Genomic DNA, 20,694 nt, shown 5'->3' with positions numbered 1-20,694 from the left:
GTCTTAAATTTACATCCCAAACATTCCGCCCAGTGAGTGATACAACACTCGCTGGGCGGTAGCGTTCCTTAGCTTTAAAACGTTATGTTATCTGTCGGTCTAAAATCACTATCTGCTGGACACAGCCTTATGATGCGTCATAAAACGATTATCCAAGTTATACTTTTAAGCTTATCGATGAGTATCCTCACCGGTTGCAAAGAAAAGGCGATCAACCCTGAAGATGACATTCCTTTATTTAAAGACTTCATTGAGAAGAACATTAATAAAATTGCCGATGATCCTTATATATCCAGCACAGTTCGTCCTGAAAATGAAATGTATGATGTGTTGCTTGACCTACAACGAGGAACGCCTTGGAGCAAAGAAGAAGAAGATCGATTTAATCGCCTTATAGAGAAAGGGAATGCTCATGCAACGATTCTATATTCGCGATTAACATTGAATGATATCTCAGAAAAAAGTGTCGCAGTATCTCGTCTAGCGAAGCTAATGAGCGAGGGAAATCCTTATGCAGCTTATTGGCTTTCTAATAGAAGCTATCGTTGCCGAGCACACTTAGGTTCGCGTAGTCTTGGTAATAAAGTAGCGAACGATCTCGGTTTAGATACCTCTTACGATAATAAATACTGTACCGAGGAAATATACCAAAAGGCTGTTGAGGGGTTTAAAAAACTCGCAGCGGAAGGCGACCTTCGCGCTCAGTACTTTTTGCTAAAAGAAAAAGGCCTTGATAAATCAGTAGGAAAACGTGAAGAGTATATTAAAGAAGTCATTCGATTCTCAGAGGCTCATTACTATAAGCCATTAATTGATTATATTGATTCACTACAAAAGCAAACCAATGATGGGGTTGTTTTCCGCTCAGAAAAGCTGGAGAAACTAGCTTTTTATCTTTTAAAGGTTGCGAGTAACAATAATTATATTCCTGCCATGGGAGCGGTGATGTACTATGAAAGGAACAGTGACGATAACAATAAATTATACAAACGAATGAAAATGTTAGGTGGAAAGTGCTATTTTTGGGCGATGTTTGAAGATAAGAGTGAAGAAATGGGTGAGAAGGAAAAGTATTGTCATGCTTTGCTTTTTGAAAAAATATACCAGAAAAATATCCTTTTCAGTTTTAATAGTGATTGGCCTGGAAGAAATGATTACGATGAAAGAATCTGTAATATAGAAAAAGAAATCGCTGAGATGAAGCCAATGATTTATATCGATTACTTCACTAGGATCGATAACTGGGGAAGAGGCTGATTTTCTGTTCGGCTGATACTGGAGTTTTCCGAACTTAAAGATTTCTTCCCCGTTTTGATTTTACATCCTAAATATCCCGCCCAGTGAGTGGTACAACACTCRCTGGGCGGTAGCATTCCTTAGCTTTAAAACGTTATGTTATCTGTCGGTCTAAAATCACTATCTGTTGGACACCGCCCTATGATGCGTCATAAAACGATTATCCAAGTTATACTTTTAAGCTTATCGATGAGTACCCTCTCCGGGTGCAAAGAAAAGGCGATCAACCCTGAAGATGACATTCCTTTATTCAAAGACTTCATTGAGGAGAACATAGATAAAATTGCCGATGATCCCTATATATCGAGTACAGTAAAGCCTGATGATGAGATGTATGACTTGATGCTAATGCTGCAGCGTGGTGATTGGAGTCAAACAACTTGGGATGAGATGGACTCTCTGATGAAAAAGGGCGTAGAAAATGCCAAAATAATCTATGCACGTACAAAAATAGATGAAATTTATAAACGAAGTAAAGCTACTGCGATACTAACTGAATTGATGAGTAAAGGAAATCCTTATGCGACCTACTGGTTATCTAATAAGAGTAACTTATGCCTTTCTTATCTTTCATCAGAACATTTTGGCAACAAAGTAGCAAAAAAACTTGGCTTAGATACCGCTTATGAAAATAAATACTGTACCGAGGAAATCTACCAAAAAGCTGTTGAGGGGTTTAAAAAACTTGCTGCACAAGGCGATCTTCGCGCTCAGTACTTCTTGTTAAAAGACCAAGGCCTTGATAAGTCGATAGAAAAACGTGAAGAATATATTAAAGAAGTTATTCGGTTTGCAGAGGCTCATTACTACAAGCCATTAATGGATTACACATCTACACTTATGGAACCAAGTCATAGAGGTCGTAAATTTCGATCTAAAGAGCTAGAGAAGTTAGGAGTAAAACTCTTCAATATTGCTAGTAATAACTATTATATTCCTGCAATGGCAGAATCAACCGTGTATGAAGCTGATAACAATCAGCTTTTTGAACGAATGAAGAGGTCAGGGGATCGGTATTACTTTTTGGCTACTGCTCTAGATAGAAGTAATGAGTTGAGCGGAGAAGAAAAATACTGTCATGCACTATTGTATGAAAAGAAATTCAAGAGTAAACGATATTTTGGATTTGACGATGAGTGGCAAGAAAAAGACGACTACGATGAAAGTATCTGTAATATAGAAAAAGAAGTCGCTGAGATGAAGCCAATGATTTATATCGATTACTTCACTAGGATCGATAACTGGGGGCGAGGCTGACTTACTGTTCGATTGAGGGTGGTACGTTAAAAATTTCAAGACATCTTTCCCGTTTTGATTTGACATACTAAATGTCCACCACCCAGTGAGTGTTATAACACTCGCTGGGCGGTAGCATTCCTTAGCTTTAAAACGTTATGGTATCTGTCAGCCTAGAAAAAACTATCTGTTGGACACAGCCCTATGATGCGTCATAGAACGATTATCCAAGTTATACTTTTAAGCTTATCGATGAGTATCCTCACCGGTTGCAAAGAAAAGGCGATCAACCCTGAAGATGATATTCCTTTACAGCACAGGCAGCAGCTGAAAGCGTCAACTTAAACTTAGTGGGGAACACGCAGCTGGGGGCGTCGCTTGATTGCGCCAGCGGCCAATTAGCGACAAAATTCTCCATTCCAGCTGAAAACATGTACGATCAGAAAGTTCCTTATTACACCGTTGACAATGAGCGTCGTGAAGTGAGCTTAGGAGACATTCGCTTCGACATTGAAGCGGTTGTGCACGGTATGTTAGCGGCAAGCATAAAATACTCGAATGAGATTGGATTTGGTCAAGATGCTGCCACAGGAGCCACAGGCCTGCGGACATCTCAAACCTTTATTGCAACGCGTTTGGAAAGCAAAAAAGACCTAGGACTCGCGGATGATAGTAAACTGCGAAATATTAAGGCGGGTGCAAAGACTGAGGTGTCGGCCTTTGCTGGTGCAGAGGTAGGTGGACAAGTCAGTCTTGAATGCTTATGGAAAAATGTGGGTAGCTCAGACATGAAACAGTTGTTTAAGCTCGCCACTCGCCTCACCGCGCAGTTAGGCCTTGGAGCCAAACTTATCTTGCAATGTACCTTAGATAATGGCCGCTTAATTTTTCGTTTCGACTTTGGCGCCGCGTCTATCGCTGGTTTCTCTGGCAAGCTAGCGTTTGAGTTAGACCCGCTTGCTTACGATGAATTTATCTCACGGCTGTTAGATGTGATGGAGCACCCGAGCTTCAGTCGCTTTGGCCTATTCCATGAAAGTGACGGCAGTGAAGCCTTTTATGCTTTTAACAGGCTACTGACAGTTGCCGTTGCCTATCAACTTACCCTGACGCAAATTGCACTGCTTCCTTTTCATCTTATTCGAGACATGGAGCAGCGAGCATTGGAGGCAACGAACGCCCCCTTTGTGGCGAACTTCATTAATAGTGACGTTGAGACATCCGGTCAGCGAGACTGGATCAAGAAAATGCCGGCTGAGACCTACGCCAAGCTCTTTTCCGTGCTTTTGCATTATCATGATTTGGGCTTTTGGGACAACGATGAAGAAGCTGCTGAGCGTAACCTTAACCAAGTAGCTGCGATGACAAAGCTTTTAGAATGGATAAGAGGAGAGAGCCACCCTGTAAGCGATAATGCCAAGAAAAAGTTCGAGAACGTGATGCAAAGGGTCGGAGAAGAGATTGAAATGGAACTTCCCGAAGAGGTGAAATGGCAAAGGTATGCGGAAAACATTGATAGAGTGCTAATTTATTTCCAGAGCGCCTCTAGAAATATAGATCTAATTGATGATAGCTCAATTAAGAGTAATTTTATCAATAGCCATCATTTATTACAAAGCACTTTGAACGATTTAACAAGCACTTGGGTTCCTTACAAGAGGAAGTTTACATTACCTGCATATCGAACAGTGACCGAATATGCATCAGTACATATCAATGATAAGGAAATAATTAAGGATATGGAAAGAAAAGGATATAGGAAATTAGTTGGTGGATAGAATGAAGATGATTAAAGTGTTTTTTTTGTTTTTAATCCTTATTAGTATGGGGGCCCAATCTAAAACTCTAAGAGATGGATTGTCTCTTATCAATCAAGAAAAATACAAAGAAGCAAATGACATATTTAAAATACTATCTGACAAAGGTGATGCGACGGCTTCTTATTGGCTAGCCTATACACAATTTAAAACATCAGGAACGTTAGGCGTAGGGTCGAGCTTGTTGAAGGCTGCCGAAGGCGGTAACCCTTGGGCGATGGCGACACTTGCAGGTACCCATATGCCAAAGGTGACGACATCATATTGTAATTATCTTGGCTGGCCGTGTGATGAAAAATGGGTCGATAAAGCAATTGAGGGATGGGAGAAACTCGCAGAAGAAGGCGATGGAAAGGCAATGTATGCCCTTTTATATCATGACCCTAGCTGGTGGCAATATATTCCATTCTATCGGGATTACCGCTATGGAAAGTTGGCGGATAAGTTATATGAAAATAGAGGTTACACCTTTTTTTTTGATGATAAGTTTTGGTCTGGAAGCAATGAAGATGTACGAATAGAATTTTTAAAGAAGATAGCTAAGGATGGTGTTTTTTTGGCGCATATAAAGTAGCATCCATTTATAAAAAAAGAGGTGATGTTGAAGAAGCTATAAAATGGATTAATTATGGCGTTAAAAATAATGATTACTATGCATTTGTATTTAAGAGTTTAACCTTTATTCCTTTTATGAGAGAGAAAAGCGTGGGATCGATAGAGGATAGATCTTCAAAACGAGCATATTTTTACTGTAAAGTCGCAAATGTTATGAATAGCCACCATGACTGTACTTTGGTAAAGTATTTTGAAAAAGTATATGATGATACCGATGGATTGAAATATTTCGATAGATATACTGGTGAAAAAGTGAGTAAAGATGACATTGATAAAATTGCTAAGAAGGCGATTCAGAGAGCTGAGGGCCACAAAGCATATTTATACTTAGATGAGACAACGATCGAGTTCTTTAGGGGTTATAGTAAAAATATATAGATAGCTTTATTGATTCTGGTTGTTAATATAAAAGCAACCAGAATTGATACATATATTAGGTCGAAGTTGTTTTCTCTTTTTTGACCGAAAAGGTGAGGGTATTCAATACTCTGTGTCAGCCAACCTTCATAGATCTATGTGATCATTCAGTCTGCCTTCGAAGTGAATAGTTAGCTATGATAGTGTCAGGATCGAGAGTGTTCATAGTACTTACGCCCGAGGATGATTTTCTGTTCGGCTAAGACCAATATTTCGTTTTAAGTGTAAAGCTTTTTCCAAGTGTTGAGTGTGTACTCTAAATATTTACCGGCCAGCGAGTGATACAACACTCGCTGGCCGGTAGCATTCCTTACGTTTAAAGCGTTATGGTATCTGTCAGCCCAGAAACAACTATCTGTTGGACACAGTCCTATGATGCGTCATAAAACGATTATCCAAGTTATACTTTTAAGCATATCGATGAGTTTCCTTACCGGTTGCAAAGAAAAGGCGATCAACCCTGAAGATGACATCCCTTTATTCAAAGAGTTCATTGAAGAGAACATTGGTAAAGTAGCTGATGATCCTTATATATCAAGCACGCTCAGGCCTGATGATGAAATGTATGAGGTTCTCCTTGACTTACAGCGTGGAATTCCGTGGGATGACAAAATACAGCAGCGTTTTTCTAAGCTTATGTCTGAAGGTAATGAACACGCCATGATTATCAAAGCTCGCTCTGGATTATTAAATATAGAAAAACGTAGCTATTGGGCATCAGTACTAACAGAGTTGATGGAAAAGGGAAACCCCTATGCAGCCTACTGGTTATCAAGCAAGAGTAATATTTGCCATATGTATCTTGGCTCTCGCAATTTAGGGAGCAAAGTTGCAAAGGATCTTGGCTTAGATACCTCTTACGAAAATAAATATTGCACCGAGGAAATCTACCAAAAAGCAGTCGAAGGTTTTAAAAAACTCGCGGCGGAAGGCGATTTACGAGCTCAGTACTTTTTGTTAAAAGATAAAGGCCTTGATAAGTCCGTAGAAAAGCGTGAGAAATACATTAAAGAAGTGATCCGATTCGCAGAAGCGCATTATTATAAGCCAATGATGGACTATACATCTTCATTAAGGAAACAAACAAGAAAAGGAAGAGTGTTTAGTACAGAAAAACTAAAAAGTTTATCACTTGAACTCTTCAGAATAGCAAGCAACAATTACTATATACCTGCGATGAGTAAGTTAGTATACTATGAAAGAGATAATACTGCTCTTTTTGATAGGTTAAAAAAATCAGGTGGCCGGAATTATTTTTGGGCTATGGCATTTGATAGAAGCAATGAGTTAACAACCAGAGATAAATACTGCCATGCTGTGTTATTCGAGAAGATGTATACAGATACGGACTTTTATGGTTTTGACAGTGATTGGCCTAAGAAAGGTGATTACGATGAAAGTATCTGCGAGACAGATAAGGAAATTTCTAAAATGAAGCCAATGATTTATATTGACTATTTCACTAAAAGTGATGACTGGAGTAAAGGCTACTAATATACTATAGTCATCTTTTTATTATTTTCATACTGCTTATTTATCCCGTTCAGTGAGTGATACAACACTCGTTGGGCGGTATCGTCGGTTATTCTTGAAACACAGTCGAGTTGCTCAGTGAGCAGTAAAGGTGGATAACTTGAAGCAACTTCTTGCCTCGCCGAGCAAAAACTTGCTTGTGGCGTGCAAAAAATTGGTCAGTGAGAGAGTAACGTACTGAATTATAGGGCTAAAAAAGCTGGCATGCATTTCGCTATATGGGATGGCGAACAGAGGCACCGAATAGAAAGCCTCTTCCATTAATTAGAAAGGAGCGATTATGCCAACGCCATGTTATATCTCGATTGAAGGTGAAACTCAGGGTTTGATTACTGCCGGTGCCTGCACCGCGGATTCTATTGGTGATGCCTTTGTAGAAGGCCATGAAGACGAGATGCTGGTACAACAGTTTGACCACAACGTGACGGTACCGACGGACCCTCAGTCAGGTCAGCCATCAGGCCAACGTGTGCACAAGCCATTTAAATTCACCGTTGCGCTCAACAAAGCGGTGCCATTGCTTTATAACGCACTGGCGTCAGGTGAGAAGATGTCAACGGTCGAGCTAAAGTGGTACCGCACGTCGATTGAAGGCAAACAAGAAAACTTCTTTACCACCAAGCTGGAAAGCGCCTCGATTGTGGACATTCACTGCGAGATGCCCCATTGCCAAGACCCGGCGAAGTCAGACTTTACGCAGAACCTGACGGTGTCGATGTCTTACCGCAAAATCACGTGGGATCACGTCAACGCAGGCACCTCAGGCTCAGACGACTGGCGCAAGCCTATCGAAGCCTAAGGGCATCGAGTTGAAGCGCTGGCTTGGAGCTGGCGCTTCATCACTTGTGTAGCACGCTTTCACTGATCAAGGATTGCTACACAAGTGTTCACTTTGTTTGGAACAAGATTTAGGAGACATCATGGCTAGGTTGCGGTTTGAATTTAACGTTGAGGGGCTCGACCCTGAGACGTTCGTCGTAAGAGAATTTCAAGGCCATGAGTCCCTTTCTAGTGCCGAGTTCGACCAGCAAACCTGTAACGGTTTTCGTTATAATATTGCTTTAGCAAGCCGTGATTCCTCCCTTACACCGGAACAATTGGTGGATTGTAAAGGCACCTTGCTTTTGTACCGCAATGGGGTTTGTGAACGTAAAATTTGCGGTGTGATCAACCAGTTTTCGCAAGGCGATATCGGCCATCATCACACTTACTATGATGTGCAGATGGTGCCTGAATTGGCACGCCTTTCTTTGCGTCAAAACAGTCGTATTTTTCAACACCAAACGGTGCCGCAGATTATATCCATCTTGCTCCAAGAAATGGATATCTCGGATGTGGGCTTTGGATTGACAAAAGACTACGCGGAGCGTGAGTTCTGTGTGCAATATCGCGAGACCGATCTCGCCTTTTTAGAGCGTATCGCGGCAGAGGAAGGCTTAATCTATTGCTTTGTTTGGCAGGACGATAAACAGCTTTTGTATATCACAGATGCGCCTTCTGCACTGCCCTCGCTAGAAACGCCCATCGCCCATAATGCACTCTCGGGGGCGGTGATTGATGCGCCATTTATCAGTCATATGGAAAAGCACACGCGCGTTGTTCCTTCCTCGTCAGTGATGAAGGACTATAGCTTCAAAAAGCCGGCTTATAGTTTTCTGCAGCATAACTCGGTATCGGGAATAGACTATCAGCGCCAAGATTATGAGGTGTACGATTTCCCCGGACGTTTTAAAGACGATGCGCAAGGGCAGCACTTAAGTCAGGTCCGCAAAGAGTTTTTGGTTCGCGAACAAGTGACAGCGATAGGTAAAAGCAACCATATGCACTTGCAAGCAGGTCATGGGTTTGAGTTGCAGGATCATCTTAATCGCGAGATGAATCAATGGTGGCAAGTGGTGCGTATTCAGCACCGTGGTACGCAGCCACAAGCCCTTGAAGAAGAGGGTGGACAGGGTGCGACCACCTATGCGAACCAGTTTATGGTTATTCCGGCCACCACCCCTTGGCGGGCGACCCCGCAGCCCAAGCCTCAGGTGGATGGCCCTCTTATTGGTATGATTGTGGGCCCAGAAGGCGAAGAAATCTTCTGTGATGAACACGGGCGGGTGAAAGTCCACTTCCCGTGGGACCGTTATTCCAACGGCGATGACAAAAGCAGTTGCTGGATTCGTGTCGCTCAAGGTTGGGCGGGCAGCCAATATGGCATGATGGCGATTCCCCGCATTGGCCATGAAGTCATTGTCTCTTTCTTACACGGTGACCCGGACCAACCGATTATTACCGGCCGTACCTATCATGCGACCAATGTACCGCCTTATACTTTACCGGCCCACAAAACCAAGACGGTTTGGCGCAGCGAGAGCCACCAAGGCGAGGGGTATAACGAACTCACCTTCGAAGACCAATCGGGCAGTGAGCTAGTGTATTTACACGCTCAGAAAGATTGGGAAACACGGGTTGAGAATGATGCGATCACACAGGTGCGTCACGATCAGCACAAAAAAGTTGATAATGATGCGTTCTCAAAAGTGGGTGGTGATAACCATTTGACCGTCGAGAAGCAGCATCGCTCGCGTATCAAAAAAGATGCGACCCTAGAAGTTGGCGGCAGTATTCATGAAAAAATTAACAATCGCTTTGCCGCGGCGGCAGGACGTGAGGTTCATCTCAAAGCAGGGACAAACGTCGTGCTTGATGCCGGTACTGAGATTACCGTATCCGCCGGTGGTAGTGTGATGAAAGTCGACGCAGCGGGCGTCCACCTGATTGGTCCAGCAATTAACTTAAATGCTGGAGGAAGTGCAGGGAGCGGTTCGGGCTATCAAGGTAAGTCGCCAACATCGCCTCGCCCCGCGTATAAGCCAGAATAGTTAACGAAAGAAAGAGTTGAGGATTCGTATGCCAAAAGCTGCACTTGTCGGCCATATTGGGACAGCCCATGATGGTTTCCCGCCGACACCGATTACCGCAGGTTCATCGACAGTAAAAATCGATGGTATTCCCGCAGTGCGTAAAGGTGATCCGTTGGCCCCTCATAGTAAACCTAAACATCCGCCACATGGGCGTGCCGTAAATGGCGGATCCGGCAGTGTAATGATTGACGGCAAGCCGGCCGCACGTATTGGCGATGCGGTGAGTTGTGGTGGGGTGATTGCAGGAGGTTCAAGTGTCAATATTGGTTAATAAATCAATACTTCGAGCGAGTCTGCTGGGCTGCTTTCTTGCGGTTAGTAGCCACAGTTGGGCTGAACAGGTTGAAGTAGAAGCGACGCCTTTTGCGACTATCGAACCGGTTGAGAAAATCGCCGACGATTATGACATTGAGGCCATGACGCCGCAGGCGCTGTTTGAACATGGACGCTTATCGCGTGCGCAATTTCATTACCAGCGTGCGGAAAAATACCTTAAAGCCGCAGCGGATGACGGGATTGCCCCTGCCGCGTATTTATATGCTGTGTTGCTGAGTGATGATGCGCAAAAGCTCGACTATTCTCAGGAAGCACAGGACTACCTGACTCAAGCAGCGAAAGCCAACTACATTCCGGCCATGAAGTTACTGGTCGAAGAAGGGACTTGGTTGTCAGGCACTCACCGGATTATTTGGCGGCACAAGTACGAAGAAGTCTTGCACGCTTGGTATGACGAGGCGCCAGAAGAGGCCGCTTTTAGTCTGTATGAATATTTATATCCTACCGATAAAGACAAAGCAGAAGCTTATTTAGACGAGGCGATCGCCGCGAATGATGTTGACGCGTTGCTTCACAAAGCGTCGCAAATCGAGCTGGGTCAACGAGGCTTTTTCCTATTTCCGAGTTCTCGACTCGATGCTGCCGCTGAAGTGAAAAAGCAGATTGCCAATGCAGGCGGCATTCCTGGTACCAAAAGCTTATACCGTGATTTTATCCGTCGCGGTGAAAGCCCCAAAGCGGTTGAATGGAGAAAAAAAGCCATCGAGCAGGGTGACTTGATGTCGTTGGCTGCGCTAGGGCGTTATTACACCACCTACTATGAGCCCGCTGACGAGGAATACATTGAAGGGTTGGTCTATTTATCTGCTTATCTTGATGTTGTTGGGCAAGGTAAATTTAAAGAGCTCCGTCAGCAAGCTATGGATCAGTTTGAGTTGGCATCGTCTCGCGTGTCGGCAGAGCAAATCCAAGATATTGAGGAAAAAGCAGCGGCTCTGAGAAAGGCAAACACGTTTTACCATTATGACCGTTACTGGCAGAGAACTGCTGCCAACGTTGTAGCGGATAAGCCTGCAAGCTAGTCGATAAGGGACAATATGGTTGGGATCGGATCACGCCTGCTCGATTCGGTTCCGGCCATTTCTCTTTGCTTTATAAAGTGCGGTATCCGCGCGTTGAATGATAGTGTCTTGTGTATCGTGTGACACAAAATGGGTGTAACCGATACTGATGGTGAAACGTATAGTTTGTCCATCCACATGGATGACTTCGGCATGAACGCGCTCGACGAGACGCTGGAGTACCACTTTCGCGCCGTCTATATCGGTCTCTGGCAGCACACACAAAAACTCTTCCCCGCCCCAGCGACCATATATGTCGTTGGTTCGTGATTCTTCCCTGACAATATTCCCAAAGCGCTGTAGTGCGATATCACCAGCTCGGTGGCCATAGGTATCATTAAGATTCTTGAAATGGTCAAAGTCGACGACGGCCAGTGTCAGTGGATTTTTGTAACGTTCACATCGTGCCAGTTCCTTGGTCAGTGCATTGGTCAGATAGTGGCGATTGTAGAGTTGGGTGAGCGAGTCAGTATTGGCTTGGATCTCAAGCAGTTGCTGTGCATGTTCTAACGCTTCCCAATCACGTAGTCGCGCCAGCTCATGACCCACCCACTCAGCAAATAGTCGCAATAGTTCGAAATCTTGTGGAATAAAGGGTCGAGTGGGCTCTGGACTAGAAAAATTTAGGGTGCCATAGCGCTCACCATCAATAAAAATGGGGGCGCCAATATAAGCTTCTAAACCAAAATGTTGGTAACAGGGGTGTGAACGGATATCACTGGTGCTGACATGATGAAAGCCTTTGACCTCATTGGCTTGATAGACATGACTGCAATAGGTGGATTGTAAATCAAATACCTGACCGGCTTGGAGTGCATATTCGGGATGAATGGCTTGTTGGACGGTATAGCGTTGACCGACGATTTGGCTAAGAATGCCAATGGGTAGCCCGAAGTGTTTGCAACCCAGTGATAAAATACGCTCCACGCGTTTGCTGAAGTCAAGATTGCGCGCCGAGGTAATGGAATGCAGTTGGCTAAGGGCTGATTCTACTTCGACGCGCGTGCTGATATCTTGGATAAAGGCCACGTACATAATAACCTCTTGGTTATTATCGCACACTGGGCCACCGTGAGTTTCTCCTAGAAACACATGACCATCGGCGGTTTTGTATCTTACTACGTAAGCATTGTGATAGTAGGGCTCCGCCTCGGGGTTGAAGCGTTCACGCCCCTTAGTATCGAAGTCTTCTTGCTCGGCGTACAACACTCGCGTGCTGGTGTTTTTCACAGTCTCCAGCGCACAACCAAACAGGGCTTCTGCTTCGGGGTTTAAAAACTGGATGCGCCGTTGCATATCGGCTATTACAACGGCGGTATCTAGATTACGAAACAGCGAGGGCAGTATCGTCTCAACGTCTTTATGATGTTCAATTGCCTTGCTCACAACTGGGCTCTATACGTCTGCCGGAAATAGCTTAAGCGTAGTACAAAACCCAGTGCCTGCTCGTATTATTGATGGGTTTATTATTTGGTGATGATCTCAATACGTTTTGCCATCGACATGGCGACGTTGTTGTCGTAATACGCGGCTTCATTAATAAAATGTGGGTAAGCAACATAGTCGCCTTGCCATGTTTGCTCGCTGCCATCAAACAAGATAAAGAGTGGATCCCCCGGATTCACCGGAACAAAGTCTTTGTCTTGCACGTGTTGATGCACCATACCAATGCGTTCCCCAGATGCATCCTGAGGTAAGTGTAGTGTTTCTGTGTAACGGAACCCAGTGGTCTTTTCCGGCAACTCTGGCACTTGGTCAATGTTAAATAAATGAACGAAGTCAAGAATATGCGTGGTCATTTCATGCATCGATTCCATCACATCATGGCGCAGCACCGATTGAGGTTGGGGGCCAATTTCAACGATCACACCTTGTTTAGCTACTGAACATAAGAAGGCTTGCTGAATGGGCTCGATATGATCTTCGACTAAGATAACCGCATCAGGCATGCGTTCGCTGACATAGGCGGCTAACTGGGTATTGAAGGTGTCTAGGGTCAATAGGATTAACGTCGGGCCCATATTGCTAGTGGTATTGTGCAAATCAATAATTAAATCCACCCGCGGATCGCCTTTGGGGCCAAGTTGCTGGTTGAGTACCTTCGCTCTGCTCTGCTCATAGTTAGCAAGTGATTGATCAGCGAGTAACTTGGGATCAAATTGTCGATTGAGGTCACAGTCGAGATAGCGTTTATTGGCTTGATATGCGCAGGGGTTTGCGAAAAATAACTCAGTAGAAAAACTGCTTCGTGAGACTGTTTCGCTATTCTGCTGCCATTGTTTAAGTGCGTAGATGCCACTGAATTCATTGCCATGGGTGCCACCAACAATCGCGACCTGACTAAAAATGCTCATTGATACTCCTTGTGGGCTGATCAAACGGTATCCGTTGTGTATCACTTAAGCGTATCACTGCTAGCAAAATAAGTTAACAGAATAAATTGTCTTTGTTTTTGCGTTTTTATTCATTCCGGTATAGCCATGTCCAGCAACTATATTAATTATCAATTAATATTGGATTCAGTTCACACTTCAGCAGTATTGAACGGGGTAGTCTAGCGACGACGACGGATAAGAGGTGATACATGAGTAAATTTCCTGAGAACTTTCTTTGGGGCGGCGCCGTGGCTGCGCATCAGGTGGAAGGTGGTTGGAACGCCGATGGCAAGGGGATCAGCATTGTTGATGTGTTGAGCAAAGGTGAGCATGGTGTCCCGAGAAAGATGACCGATACCATTGAGGCTGGGGAGGCGTATCCGAATCACCAAGCGGTTGATTTTTACCACCGGTATCCGCAAGACATTGCTTTATTCGCGGAAATGGGATTTAAGTGCTTCAGAACCTCGATTGCATGGTCGCGGATCTTTCCAAACGGTGACGAGTCCACACCGAATGAAGCGGGATTAGCGTTTTATGACCGCTTGATTGATAACTTGTTATCGCAGGGAATCGAGCCGGTGATCACCCTGTCGCATTTCGAAATGCCTTATCACCTTGTGAAAGCGTATGGTGGCTGGGCCAACCGCAAAGTGGTGGACTGCTTTGTGCGTTTTTGCGAGACGGTGTTCACGCGCTATCGCGATAAAGTCACCTACTGGATTACCTTTAACGAGATTAACAATCAGCTTAATTGGGACTATCCACTATTCGGCTATTGTAACTCAGGGGTCATTTTTACCGAACACGATCACCCCGAGCAGATGCTTTATCAGGTGCTGCACCATCAATTCGTGGCGAGTGCCAAAGTGGTCGCGCTGGGCCACGTCATTAACCCAGATTTTAAAATTGGCAGCATGATCCATATGATGCCGCTGTACCCGGCAACGTGCCATCCTGATGATCTACTGGCATCTCAACGCGCGATGCGAGATAAATATTTATGCAGCGACGTGCAGGTTAGGGGCCACTATCCTCATTACATCTGGCCACAATGGGCTGCAAAAGGGATTCAGGTCGCGATGGACGACGATGACGCACAAATTCTAGAAAATGGCCGCGCGGATTTTCTGGCGATCAGTTACTACATGACCAACATTGTCGATGCCAATCCACCCGAGGAAGATGAAAATGCGTTATTCAGCGCCAGCCGTTTGAATCCGCACTTACCCGCCTCTGATTGGGGGTGGCAAATTGACCCTAAGGGGTTGCGCTACGCGCTGTCTGAGCTTTATGAACGTTACGAGAAACCGATTTTTGTGGTGGAAAATGGCTTAGGTGCGCTGGATACGATGGAGGCATCGGGCGAGATTAACGATGACTATCGTATCAGCTACTTATCACAACACATCGAGGCGTTGGGAGAGGCGATTTCACAAGATGGGGTGGATGTGATTGGTTTCACCCCTTGGGGCTGTATTGACTGTGTTTCGTTTACCACAGGGGAGTATCGCAAGCGTTATGGGTTTATTTATGTTGACCGTCATGACGATGGCAGTGGTGACTTTTCACGCCATCGCAAAAAGAGCTTTTACTGGTATCAAAACGTGATTGCCAATAATGGCCTGACAGAATAGTGGTGACGGCAAAGGGACGCTGTGGCGTCCCTTTTTACTGTACTCGAGGCGTCATCTCTGCGTGAGAAGGTAATTATTGACCGGGCTGATAATCAAATTCGATAATTTCGCCGTATTCAATGCCTTGTTCGCGATAACCCACAATCGCTTCTATCACATTAAAGTGGGCGACAACGGCAATGGTTGAGTAGCTTTGATAGCTATCGAGCACGGCACTGACGCGGCGGTGCAACGAAGTTGCCGATTCATAGCCTGCGTTGTTGACTTCGTTACCATTGGCGAACAGCTCGCGATACTCAAGCCAGCGTCTATCGCGCTCTGAAAGGGGAATATAGCTGCCTTTGATATCCGCTTGCCACTCGCGTAGGTCATGTTCTACAAACAACGGGTTTTGCAGATGACGATTGAGGATTTCAGCGGTTTGTAATGCACGCGTGTAGGGCGAAGACAGAATAATCTCTGCTTGCTGTAAGCTAGGATGATTGGCCAAGGCCTGAATGTCGGGAATACACTCACGCTGCAAGGGGGCATAGTCTTTTTCCAACTGGCTCATTTGGCGCGCGTCTGCCAGTGAGTAATCGGTTTTTCCATGACGGATAAAAACGACTTTCATAGGGCTTCCTTTTCTTGAGTCGATAACAGTTTATTATTATGTTGCGCGGATGCGCTTATTGATGGGCATTGCAAAGGCAGCTACCACACCATGATGTTGGCGTTGTAGCATACCGTCATCGTCCTGTCATGAATGTCGATGGTTGGTCGCAAACGGTCGTGAGCTGGCTCGCTATTTTTCCTCTCGCTGGTCGAGAATGTTAATGCAATCGCGGCCGTCGTCTTTGGCTTGATAGAGTTGCTGGTCGGCGGCCTCTAACAGATAGGAGTCTGATGTATCATCATCAGGTATCGTGATGATCCCGCCGATACTGACAGTGACATAATCGCCATCAGGGTTTTTCTCATGCACCATCGCTAATTCAGCAATATCTTCGCGAATCGCATTGGCCAAGTCGTCGAGCTGTGCGGCATGCTTAGGGGGCAGTGTGATGGCAAATTCTTCTCCCCCAAACCGTGCAACTGTGCCTTCATACTCTTGGGTACGGGTGAGTAGAATACGTGCGATTTGAGTAAGTACGTCATCGCCTTGTAAGTGCCCATACTCATCGTTATAGGCTTTAAAATGGTCGACATCGATCATCATGACCGCGACTGGATGGTGTTTTTTGATGCCGTCGTAAATGTGATTGCTGAGTTCACGTTTGAACGGGCGGCGGTTCATGAGTCGGGTTAAATCGTCGGTTTCTGCTTGTACCTTCAGTCGCTCATTGGCAATGATCAATTCTTCTTGTAACTGCTCCATGGCAACATGATTGCGTTCGCGGATCATGACCTCACTGATTGCAGTCGCAAAGCGTTTGAGCAACAGTGTTTTGTTGTTATCCCAAATAAAGGGTAAGTGACGGTTCGCCACCGTGATCATGCCAAAACTTTTTCGGCCGTCAGTCAGCGGAAATGCGGCAATAGAGAGAATGCCGCGAAGGCGTAACCAAGTTCGCTCGTTGATAGCGTCTTCACCCAACTGTCCGACATGGGGAACCACCAGCGCTTCTGTGTCCGCAAGCCAACGCTTTATCATGTGCATTTCACTCAAATCGACCACATCTGGGGCGAAGGTAATGTCCTGTGGCCAGTAGCAACGACGCTCAGCGCGATAGGCATCGAAGGCGTACCAGCTGATTGCTTCTACTCCTAAAAGCTTTGCCATGCTAGGGAGCACTTGCTCAACATCTTCCGTGATATTGTGGGAGTCAGAGCTTAGAAACTGGATGGAAATATCTGCGAGCAAAGAGCTTGCGTTTGATTGCCAATTGAGTGCTTTGGTGCGTTGTTCGACCTGCTCCTTCAGTAAGGTTTGATGTTGCCTTAATTCTCGCTCGGTAATACGTTTTTGCAGAAAGTCATCGCGAATACGCGATTGCATGGCGTTGATGGAACGCGCTACCTTGCCTATCTCATCACCGCGTTGGATCAAGCCTACTGGTACACAGGTTTGATTGGCTTTGTCTGCTTGATACCGATCCAGTGCGTCGGTTAGTTGCTTTAGTGGACGAGAACACAAGCGGTTGACTACCCATAGCACAATGACTGTGATGATGAGCGCTTCAGTGAAGTGAACTAATGCGAGAGGTGTCGCGGTATCAAGCGCCTCCCGTTTTACCTCGTAGCGATTGAGTACCATATTCAGCGTACCAATGTTATTCCCTTGCACGCTTAAAAGAACTTGATGATTGGCATCACAATGACTACTGGTGCTATTAACTTCACTGATTTGGGTGCCATCGAAGCCTTTTACCTCAACGCGGCACACGGTTGGGATCATCGATAATCCTTTGACACTGCGACGCACGAGTTCTAAATCGACTACCCAGAGCGCATGACTAATCACACGCGCGGCGTCCGTGCTGCGACTTTCTATTAGTGTGGTCGAGGTGGCTACCGCACGTTGGTAGTTAATATACATCTGAGACAGCGTGCTCCCGATAGAAAACAGTAAACTAAGCGCCAGTACCACAAAAGCGATACGAGCTTGGAGGCCTTTTAAATCAAGTCTATGTCTGGTCACTTAAAAATCCGTTGTATTTGCTCAGAACTACAGTTTAATAGTCGCTGACGTGCCATTTTTTTGAAAGGGATACGCTGCCAATTATCTGCTTGTAAATAAGAAAAGTAGGGTGTGTTGGGCTCTATCAACTGAAATAACTGGTTGGCGCACAACGATGGCAATGGTAGGCCATTAGCATGGGCATAAATACGGGTTAGTGCTAAGCCTCCCGCAGAGAAATGTCCACCTCCGAGTGCTGATACCGTTCCCTGCTCTCTGAGGGCGAGCACTTGTGCTGAGGTGTTGATTGTGGCGAAAAAAATATCTTCACCCGGTTTTTTCCCCATTTCTTGCGCCGCTTTGATGGCGCCAAATACCATATGATCATTCGCGGTCCAGACGTATCTCAACGCTGGATAACGTTGCAGCAATGTGCCCATTTGTTCATAGCTGATTACTTCATCCCATTGCCCGTGAACCACTTGTTTTAACGCGACATCTGTATGGCTTTTAAAGTAGTCACGTGCGCCGGCTTCGCGGGCTACCGAGGCGGGGGTGGTGAGATCGCCCGATATCATGACCGCTTCGCCGGGTCGTTGGTGACCGGCTTCTACCATAGCTTCAGCGATTTTCCCTCCAATATAGCGATTATCGGGAATAACGCTGGGTAACAAATATTGCTGCCAGTGAGGATCGCTCAACAGTTTTGCGCGCACGTCTGCATCGATGTCATTTAAGATGACCTGAACGTAAATCGGGTGTTGGCGCAAAATCGGAAACAGATGATTGGCTGCCAGCTTTTCATTCACAATGATCACATAGTTGGGAAGTGGTAGCTTATTCAGTTTCACCGAGAGGATCTGACGCATCGCAAAGTGATTACGGGAGGCGTGGCGGATGTCTAACTCGATCCCCAATGCATCCGCCGCTGCCATGCTGTACTGATCGACTTCATGCCAGAAACTTTCAGATGCGTGCCCGGGATTGATGAATAAAACCCGTACGGGCTGCTCTGCGTTTGCAGGTGCACTTAGCATGATGATGGCAAGACTGATAARTACGCTCAGACAACGCATTATCTTATTTCTCATCCTCTCTCGCAGCCCCGTTGATGAAAATCTCCCAATACAAATAATAGCTTAGTTGTATCTGTTTCGGTTGATTGTCTAGCGAGTGGTTGATGACATAACCGTTATAATGGTTTTGTAACGCGTGAGGTTGCGAGGCTATTCATAGTTTACATGTTTAATTGCTAGACGTTTGGACATTGTCGCATAAATTTGATTAGGCAAGCGTTGGACGATAGGGCATGATAATGCAGTAATTATGGCGATGATTGTCATTGATGGTGACGAAAAAAACGACAACTGAACAATGAAAACCTATAACGATAAAAAGAGAATAAAGCGTCATTTCCCGATGGATTTTTATGGTGACGGTGAAGGTTGGCGCTTTGCGGTACGGGCAGAAACGCCCCAACAAGTGCTTGCGGCAAAATGTTGGGTAGCGCTTTTAAGTGCGCGTCGTCGTGAGTTTCGGATTGTGGATTTAGCGATTGAATGCTTCACCTATGTGGGTAGCGCGGATGAGGGCGCTGGACACATTGGGGCTGACTATGGCACGCGTGTTAGTGTAAAACGCCAAGGGCAAGTGATCCCTGTGAATGCGCTGACACAACGCTACGGCGCCATCATGACGGTAAAATCGCCCACTCTTTCATCTATGTGCACCCAACCTGTAAGCGGCGTCGCACTCTCTTAAGCCTTCACTCTCACCCTTAGCCAGCCAGTGGCATAATAGAGAAAAAGGCAGGAAACATGGCATTTATTCTTCTTCTCGTGCTGACCATAGTCGGCGGTGTGCTGGCGGGTGAGCACTTCCATTCTTATCTTCTTGGGCTGGGCGTCGCCAGCACAGCGGTGGGTGCTTGCTATTGGATCACGTTTCGTAGCAGTCATTACCCCCAGTTTGCGTTATTTTTGTTGTTGCTCGGGGTGGTCGCTAAGATTGCGGTGACGGCGGCGGGTGTATTGCTCGGGTTAAAACATGCGTTGATCACCTCGCCTTTGGTATTTTCGCTTTCGTATTTATTTTTCTTGTTCGCCTCGACCTATTGCTATTTTCGCTATCGTGAATATTGGCTCACGCGCTTGCGCCACAAAGATTTACAGTAGTAGGTGTGTGGCTATGCAGCATGACGTTTAACGAGGAATGGGATAGGTAATGCACTCAACGAAGCGACTGACGCTACGCGCATGGCAAGCGTCCGATTTGGCCCCTTTTGCGGCACTCAATCAAGACCCCGATGTCATGCGCTATTTTCCCAGTGTGCTTTCACGCGCCCAAAGCGATGCAATGGCGGCGCATATTCAATCCAAACTGGCGGATAATGGGTTCGGATTTTGGGCGGTAGAACTGACGGAAACACGGGAATTCATTGGCTTTGTGGGGTTAAACCGTCCCACCTTCGATCTCGGCCATCAGCCGTTTGTTGAAATTGGCTGGCGTTTAGCGTCGCCACATTGGGGAAAAGGCTATGCCACTGAAGCGGCACAAAAAGCACTCGCCATCGGCTTTGAGGACGTTGAGCTTCCGGCGATTTATGCGTTTACCACCGAGAGTAACCTGCCCTCACAAGCAGTGATGAAAAAACTCGGGATGGCACCAACGGCCCCCTTTACCTTTTCGCATCCTCATTTGGCGGCAGATCATCCGCTCGCAACGCATGTCTTATACGCGATATCGAAGCCCAGCTGGCAGGCAGACCATGCTGATTAATCGCCGGTACGATACCCGGTATGGGCAGTATTTAAAGCAACATATTCAGTTTTCAACGCGGCGGTCTTGGGTTCGCCATGAT

The 20,694-nt window shown here is 45.7% G+C and carries 19 protein-coding genes; 14 read left to right on the top strand and 5 right to left on the bottom strand.

Annotated elements, in window-relative coordinates:
* Positions 1-129 precede the first annotated feature (129 nt).
* From BZJ19_RS13935 to BZJ19_RS13890, 10 genes are all read left to right on the top strand, one after another.
* Positions 130-1,257: a hypothetical protein gene (locus BZJ19_RS13935; protein ID WP_077676083.1), complete on the top strand. Its 1,128-nt coding sequence runs from the start codon at positions 130-132 to the stop codon at positions 1,255-1,257.
* Between the two features lie 180 nt (positions 1,258-1,437).
* Positions 1,438-2,553, top strand: coding sequence for a hypothetical protein (locus tag BZJ19_RS13930; RefSeq protein ID WP_077676082.1), 1,116 nt, complete (start codon positions 1,438-1,440; stop codon positions 2,551-2,553).
* A 410-nt stretch (positions 2,554-2,963) separates the two neighbouring features.
* Positions 2,964-4,310 carry a hypothetical protein gene (locus tag BZJ19_RS13925; RefSeq protein WP_131826409.1) on the top strand — a complete coding sequence of 449 codons (1,347 nt, stop codon included), beginning with the start codon at positions 2,964-2,966 and terminating at the stop codon, positions 4,308-4,310.
* Position 4,311: 1 nt separating this feature from the next.
* Positions 4,312-4,923: an SEL1-like repeat protein gene (locus BZJ19_RS13920; protein WP_077676080.1), complete on the top strand. Its 612-nt coding sequence runs from the start codon at positions 4,312-4,314 to the stop codon at positions 4,921-4,923.
* A 131-nt stretch (positions 4,924-5,054) separates the two neighbouring features.
* A complete protein-coding gene (locus BZJ19_RS13915; protein ID WP_131826408.1) occupies positions 5,055-5,342 on the top strand; it encodes a hypothetical protein in 288 nt (95 codons plus the stop codon).
* A gap of 411 nt (positions 5,343-5,753) precedes the next feature.
* Positions 5,754-6,875 carry a hypothetical protein gene (locus BZJ19_RS13910; RefSeq protein ID WP_077676078.1) on the top strand — a complete coding sequence of 374 codons (1,122 nt, stop codon included), beginning with the start codon at positions 5,754-5,756 and terminating at the stop codon, positions 6,873-6,875.
* Between the two features lie 319 nt (positions 6,876-7,194).
* Entirely contained in the window at positions 7,195-7,713 is a 519-nt protein-coding gene (hcp-2, locus tag BZJ19_RS13905) for a type VI secretion system effector Hcp-2 (RefSeq protein WP_069590456.1), read from the top strand.
* Positions 7,714-7,834: 121 nt separating this feature from the next.
* Positions 7,835-9,784 (top strand): type VI secretion system Vgr family protein, encoded by a 1,950-nt coding sequence (locus BZJ19_RS13900; protein WP_077676077.1) that lies wholly within the window; start codon positions 7,835-7,837, stop codon positions 9,782-9,784.
* A 28-nt stretch (positions 9,785-9,812) separates the two neighbouring features.
* A complete protein-coding gene (locus BZJ19_RS13895; protein ID WP_069590453.1) occupies positions 9,813-10,097 on the top strand; it encodes a type VI secretion system PAAR protein in 285 nt (94 codons plus the stop codon).
* The gene (locus BZJ19_RS13890) at positions 10,081-11,184 is read left to right on the top strand and encodes a hypothetical protein (protein WP_077676076.1); all 1,104 of its coding nucleotides are present in this window, start codon (positions 10,081-10,083) and stop codon (positions 11,182-11,184) included. The genes BZJ19_RS13895 and BZJ19_RS13890 overlap by 17 nt, the downstream gene beginning before the upstream one ends.
* Before the next feature lie 30 nt (positions 11,185-11,214).
* On the opposite strand, the gene BZJ19_RS13885 is transcribed toward BZJ19_RS13890, so the two are convergent.
* Positions 11,215-12,609 (bottom strand): sensor domain-containing diguanylate cyclase, encoded by a 1,395-nt coding sequence (locus BZJ19_RS13885; protein ID WP_201249199.1) that lies wholly within the window; start codon positions 12,607-12,609, stop codon positions 11,215-11,217.
* Between the two features lie 80 nt (positions 12,610-12,689).
* A complete protein-coding gene (locus BZJ19_RS13880; RefSeq protein ID WP_077676075.1) occupies positions 12,690-13,577 on the bottom strand; it encodes an aspartoacylase in 888 nt (295 codons plus the stop codon).
* A 230-nt stretch (positions 13,578-13,807) separates the two neighbouring features.
* On the opposite strand from BZJ19_RS13880, the gene BZJ19_RS13875 reads away from it, so the two are divergent.
* Entirely contained in the window at positions 13,808-15,235 is a 1,428-nt protein-coding gene (locus tag BZJ19_RS13875; protein WP_077676074.1) for a 6-phospho-beta-glucosidase, read from the top strand.
* A 73-nt stretch (positions 15,236-15,308) separates the two neighbouring features.
* Here BZJ19_RS13875 and BZJ19_RS13870 read toward each other — a convergent pair whose 3' ends face one another.
* From BZJ19_RS13870 to BZJ19_RS13860, 3 genes are all read right to left on the bottom strand, one after another.
* Positions 15,309-15,848 (bottom strand): histidine phosphatase family protein, encoded by a 540-nt coding sequence (locus BZJ19_RS13870; RefSeq protein ID WP_077676073.1) that lies wholly within the window; start codon positions 15,846-15,848, stop codon positions 15,309-15,311.
* Between the two features lie 171 nt (positions 15,849-16,019).
* Positions 16,020-17,855 (bottom strand): sensor domain-containing diguanylate cyclase, encoded by a 1,836-nt coding sequence (locus BZJ19_RS13865; protein WP_077676072.1) that lies wholly within the window; start codon positions 17,853-17,855, stop codon positions 16,020-16,022.
* Entirely contained in the window at positions 17,852-18,910 is a 1,059-nt protein-coding gene (locus tag BZJ19_RS13860; protein WP_157891202.1) for an ABC transporter substrate-binding protein, read from the bottom strand. Before BZJ19_RS13860 ends, BZJ19_RS13865 begins: the two co-directional genes overlap by 4 nt.
* Before the next feature lie 298 nt (positions 18,911-19,208).
* Between BZJ19_RS13860 and BZJ19_RS13855 the strand changes: the two genes are divergently transcribed.
* Genes BZJ19_RS13855 through BZJ19_RS13845 form a run of 3 tightly spaced genes read left to right on the top strand, consistent with a single transcriptional unit; the run spans position 19,209 to position 20,612 of the window.
* Positions 19,209-19,595, top strand: coding sequence for a hypothetical protein (locus tag BZJ19_RS13855; protein WP_131826407.1), 387 nt, complete (start codon positions 19,209-19,211; stop codon positions 19,593-19,595).
* Positions 19,596-19,651: 56 nt separating this feature from the next.
* Positions 19,652-20,008: an NADH:ubiquinone oxidoreductase gene (locus tag BZJ19_RS13850; RefSeq protein WP_077662728.1), complete on the top strand. Its 357-nt coding sequence runs from the start codon at positions 19,652-19,654 to the stop codon at positions 20,006-20,008.
* Between the two features lie 49 nt (positions 20,009-20,057).
* Positions 20,058-20,612: a GNAT family N-acetyltransferase gene (locus BZJ19_RS13845; RefSeq protein WP_077676069.1), complete on the top strand. Its 555-nt coding sequence runs from the start codon at positions 20,058-20,060 to the stop codon at positions 20,610-20,612.
* Positions 20,613-20,694 lie beyond the last annotated feature (82 nt).

The sequence above is a fragment of the Salinivibrio proteolyticus genome, from assembly GCF_001996165.1.
GTDB lineage: Bacteria > Pseudomonadota > Gammaproteobacteria > Enterobacterales > Vibrionaceae > Salinivibrio > Salinivibrio proteolyticus.
Note: the sequence above shows the minus strand (reverse complement) of the source record. Positions and strands in the feature narration are given on the sequence as shown.